This is a genomic window from Syntrophorhabdus sp. (assembly GCA_012719415.1).
Lineage (GTDB): Bacteria > Desulfobacterota > Syntrophorhabdia > Syntrophorhabdales > Syntrophorhabdaceae > Delta-02.
Genome location: JAAYAK010000077.1, coordinates 1 through 5232 on the forward strand (window position 1 = coordinate 1; position 5232 = coordinate 5232).

At 60.4% G+C, this 5232-nt stretch carries 5 protein-coding genes; all 5 read right to left on the minus strand.

Annotated elements, in window-relative coordinates; all coding sequences use genetic code 11:
• On the minus strand, positions 1–802 hold an 802-nt coding region (locus tag GXX82_05060), incomplete at its 3' end, for a phenylacetate--CoA ligase family protein (protein ID NLT22397.1).
• A complete protein-coding gene (locus tag GXX82_05065; protein ID NLT22398.1) occupies positions 802–1533 on the minus strand; it encodes a class I SAM-dependent methyltransferase in 732 nt (243 codons plus the stop codon). The genes GXX82_05060 and GXX82_05065, both read right to left, overlap by 1 nt.
• 18 nt (positions 1534–1551) lie before the next feature.
• A complete protein-coding gene (locus GXX82_05070; GenBank protein NLT22399.1) occupies positions 1552–2781 on the minus strand; it encodes an O-antigen ligase family protein in 1230 nt (409 codons plus the stop codon).
• A 43-nt stretch (positions 2782–2824) separates the two neighbouring features.
• Positions 2825–4384, minus strand: a complete 1560-nt coding sequence (locus GXX82_05075; protein ID NLT22400.1) for a flippase — start codon at positions 4382–4384, stop codon at positions 2825–2827.
• A 4-nt stretch (positions 4385–4388) separates the two neighbouring features.
• Complete coding sequence (locus tag GXX82_05080) at positions 4389–5198, minus strand: glycosyltransferase (protein NLT22401.1); 810 nt, start codon at positions 5196–5198, stop codon at positions 4389–4391.
• Between the last annotated feature and the right edge of the window lie 34 nt (positions 5199–5232).

Below are 5232 nucleotides of genomic sequence, written 5' to 3' on the forward strand. Positions count from 1 at the left end.
CGACGATCACGTTGTCCGCCGCGACATGAAGGTTCTGCATCCTGCATTCGAAGGCTATCGCGGAGAATTCCAGGCATGAGTAATCGTCATACACCTTGCAGCCGAACACGTCTTCCATGTATTCCCTTGCGTGTGCCGTCAGGAGTTCGGAGTTCGACATGAGGAACTTGAGTTCAAGACGCCTCCCGACCTGCCTGCCCAGCGTCTTCGCCAGCAGGTAGAGCACCGACGGGTAGGCGTTGATGATCCGCGGCCTCGTACGGAGGACCTCCTCCGCCTGTCTCTCCGGACCCCATTCGAGGGGAATGAAGTAACGTCTGAAGAGTCCCATCTTCTGCGGTACAATGCTCGTCACCGGCGGCGTGAAATGCACGTATGCCATCCTGTCCCAGGGCCTGTACCCCAGGTCGATGAGCTGTCTGAACTGCATGAGGCGGTAGAGCACGGCCACCTCGTGGTCGAGCACCACCTCCAGCTTATTGCCCGACGATCCGGACGTCGTACGCGGCGAACATTCGGACCGGTCGAGGCCGGACATAAGGATGTCCCCGGGGTAGCCGGCGCGCACCATCTCCTTCGTCAGGACCGGGACCTTCCTCAGGTCATCGAGGGAAGCGATGTTGCCGGGGTGCAATCCCTGGGAGTCGAAGAGCCTGCGATAGTGGGGGACCCTGGCGTAAGCGTGGGCAACAAGACGCCTCAAGGCCCGCTCCTGCATGGCAACGAGCTCGCCGGGCGTCATCCACTGGTTGCGGCAGATGGCCGGCCAGGCACAGAGATGCTGGAGGTAGCGAAATGCCATCAGACCCTCCTGCAAAAGGCGTCGAACCTGAAATCCACTACACCCAGAGAGCTTTTGAGCACCTTCCTGAGCTCTCCCGATCGCCTGTACGCCCTTTTCTGAGCACCATAATCCTCCGTCTGTGACCACAGGACCTGGAACCCTTTCTTCCGAAGAAGGGAAATGAGTGGGAACCGGGAGAAGTTGAAGGGGTGGCCCTTGTCGATCTCCAGGCATTCCATGATACTCCGCACGAAGGCACCGAACCTGGTATAGACGTTGAGACTGATGAACATGACCCCTCCGGGGTCGAGGCTCCTGTGAATGCCGCGGAGCACGCGGTCCGGGTCTTTCATGTGGTCGAGGACGTTGTCGAGTATCACGAACGAGAAGGTCTTCCCCAGGGAAAGAATATCTTCACCGGTACCGTTGTGGCGTATGACACCCCTGTCTCTCACACGCTCGAACTCGGGCTGCGAGCTGTAATAGTCCTCCAGGGGGTCGAGGGCGTGGCGTTCATCCGCTTCGAGATAATTCACGATGCCCACCGGCCCCGGCCCTATCTCGAGGACACTGATCCGTGCCTGTGAGGCGAGAAACGGCTTTGCTCGCCTCCAGATACCCTCAGCCCGGTTCTCATACCACCTGTACCGCGACACCTCACCCGTCGCCGCAGACACCTGTCTCGACCAGAAATCCCTCTCGTACACCTGCGCTTTTTCCCATCGCACAGTTGATATGGCCCGTTGCATGCTCCCTCCTAAGCCCCTTCAGGACCCGCAAGGCTGCGGGTCGGGAGGGTTCGTGTACAGATACCGTATGGCGGCGGAGATCCCCAGCAGGAAGTAGAGATTGACGGAGTAGCCGTGACTGAGTAGAAGACCTCCTGCCCAGAATCCGTAGAAAGCCAGTTCCACAAAGAAGGCCGGCCGTGACAGGGGATGGTCCCTGTCCCCGCGTACCCTGCGCAGCTGACGTATGGCCAGGAGATTGAGGATGATGAAGACGAGGACACCGGGTATCCCTGTCTCCACAGCGACCTGGAGGATCGAAGAGTGCGGGGTCAGCCACGTCTGACTGCCCCCCTCACGGGCCCGGAAGAGACCGAGGGCCACTGCCGAGCAGCCCGTGCCCGTGCCCAGAACAGGATTCTCACCCAGGATGGCGAGATTCTGCTTCCAGAGGTTGATGCGGCCGTTCTCATCGACAAGGTTGTAGTCCTCACCCATGTCTTGAAAGCGTCCTTCAACGACCGAGAAATAGCTCATGAAAACAAATGCCAGCAGGACCACCGCGGCCACCTTCGCGATGCCCCGTATCCTGGGAACGCTGCTCAGGAAGAGGATGACGATGACAACGGCCAGCGACAGGACACCGCCCCTGGAACGGCTCATCATTATCCCCGCCGCCGCCAGGCAGGCCGCGGCGACCGAGAGGACCTTCATTACCCTGCCCTGCCAGGCAAACAGCAGGTACAGGCAGAGGGGTACGAAGGTGGCGAAGAGCAATGCCGCGTCGTTCGGGTCGTACATGGCGCTTGCCGCCGCCCGGAAACCCTGGTAGGCGGAGGCTTCCAAGATATAGAGGGACGCGCAGAAGAGAAGGCTCACCACCGCCACCGCCGCGGTCACCTGCAGCCTCCTCAGGGACCGAACCTGAATGACGGTGACAAGGAAATAGAGAAGGGTTGCCGGCATCACCGTGGTGAGAAAACTGAAAGACACACCCCTGTGGACCGCGAAGGGTGTTCCCACCAGCATGACAAGACAGAGAAGGAGTACCAGTCGCACCTCGGTGAGCTTGAATATCCCCCGGGGGAGGGAAACCCCTTCGAGGAACATCATGGCTATGGTGACGACGCAGATCACAAGCACGGGCCTTAAAGGGACAAGGAAAACCATGAAGTCCTGAGGCCGTGCTATGGAAATGAAGGTCCATATGAGGAAACAGATGAAGGATGGACCCAGGCGCTCGGTGGAGACACTGCTCTGTGTTTCCATGAAAAACCTCCATTCTTGCGTTTCTGCTCAGGGCGCCGATCTTTCAGCGCGAACGCATCCAGGGGGCCGGGGAACGTATGACAGCGAAGCCGGACCGGACGGCGGTGGACAGCTGACTCCATCGCTTGACGCGCTCGTGTTTCGACATGCACAGATGCCCGGCGGCAAACGCGTAGCCTGCAAGGCACACCGCCAGGACCGACACGAACGTCATCCAGCCGTCCAGTTTTATCATCCGGGAAGCGGCGTACAGGAGAAGCCCGAAGAGGCATGCCGGGATGCAGGGCACGAGAAGTCCTTCCCAGTAGAAACGCCCCGGAGAAAGACCTATGACCCGGCAGGCGTACCAGGGTATGACGACCAGATTGCTGCACAGCATGGGTACGAGGGTGCCCACAGCGACTCCGATAATGCCATACCTTTTCACCAGCGCGATGCTCAGGGCAACGTTCGCGGCCGCCTCGACGATAGTGACGTAGGCCGTGCCGCCGTGCCTGGCTATCCCCTGGAGGACCTGCGTTGAGGTGTACTGCGAGATGTTGGCCGCCGCGGCGCAGGTCAGGACCACGAGCACTCCGTAGCAGGCCGCGCCGTACTTTTCCCCCATCCACAATGATATGAAGGCGTCCCCCACCACGAGATAGGTGACCACAATGGGCAACACGACCATCATGGAGTACTTGGTCGCGTTGATGAGGACGTGCCGCACCCTCGCGTTCTGACCCCGCGCCTCGAGATCGCTCACCGCGGGCTGCAGCACTCCCGTGGACATGACGACAACCTGCAGCTCGTCGACGAGCCTCTGGGAAATGCTGTAGAGCGTGATGGCCGCCGCCGTCAGGTAATACCCTATCACGAGGTTCCCGGCGGAGAAGATGAACCTCGTCGCCACGTAATACAGGAAGATGAGAAAACTGTAGCGGCTCACCGTCGCCAGCGTCTCCCTGGTGACAAGCCCGGGACGCAGCCTGAGACCTGGATCGGCCCTGAACACATAGATCGCCCGTATCGCCCCGGCTACCATGGTCGAGACGAGGTGGGCGATGGCGATGGCGATCAGCCGGTACCCCATCAGGACCGCGATCACAATGAAGAGGCTCCGGACGAAGAGGATGGCCAGAGATATGCCCGCGACGTGATCATATCGCTGTATCCCCCTCATGTAACCGGTAAAAAAACCCAGAGGAAGGGTCAATCCGATCTGGAGGCCGATGATGAGCGTGACCCACTGCGCGTCGGCGATCTCTTCCCGGGGGATACTGAAATGGTGCAGAAAGCCGAAGGCCATCACGATCGAGACCGCGAAGGCCAGCACCCCCGCCGCCACGAAGACATAATACGCGCTGCTGCACACACTGCTCAGGCCCTCGCTGTCACCCTTCGCCCGATACTCCGCGACATATTTCACGACGGACCCGCTCACCCCGAAATCGAAGAGGCCGAGAAAACCGGTGAAACTTATGATGAGGACCCAGATCCCGTATTGCGTATCGCCGAGACGGTGGACAAGAAAGGGCATCATGAGGAACTGGACGGCGGCGCCTATGGCAAAGGACCCCCAGTTCGACAGGATGTTCTTCACTATTTGAATGGACATTTCCATGGGATCACACCGTGAGGGACGCCCGGCCGGCTTCCGCACTCCTGCCCCTGCCGGGAGATACCCCCGCGTGCCCGTTCAGGGAAAACAGAGTTTCATACTCTGCGACCCATTTTTCACAGCCATGTTCCCTGAGAACATACTCTGAACTTCTTTCCGACAGCCCCCGGGCGAGTTCCCCGTCGGCGAGCACCCTGAAGAGGGCATCCGAGAGCCTTGCGGGGTCGTCCGATGGAACGAGAAGGCCCGTACTGCCGTCGACAATGACGTCCCGTATGCCCGGGACATCCGTTCCCACCACGGGAAGGCCGGCAGACATGGCCTCAAGGAGGGACAGGGGCAGGCCCTCCCTGAACGAGCTCAGGCAATAGACGTCCATGATCCTCATGATCTCGGGGACATCATCCCTGGCACCGAGGAGAAGCACTCTGCCCTCGAGGCCCATCCCGGCGATGAGCGCCTCCAGGTCCTCTCTCCTCTTCCCTTCGCCGGCAATGACGAGTTTCGCGCCGCGCACGCGTTCCCCGAGCAGCCTGAATGCCCTCAGGAGGTTGGGATAGTTCTTGTCCCTCCTCAGGTTGCCGACGCATCCGATAACACGGTCGTTCTCTGCTATGCCGAGTTCCCTCCGTTTCGACCTCGCGTCGACATCCACGGCGAACCGGCTGTGGTCAACGGCATTGGTAAGGGTGAGCACCTTTTCGTCGGGCAGGTGGAAGCGGCACCTGACGGCTTCGCTGACATCGGGGGACACCCCTATCGCCCCATCGGCAAGACGCATCAAGGCACCGCCGAGGATGCGCCAGGGCCTGCCCATCAGCTCAACCTCCCTGCGGCTGTGCGCCGTGTAG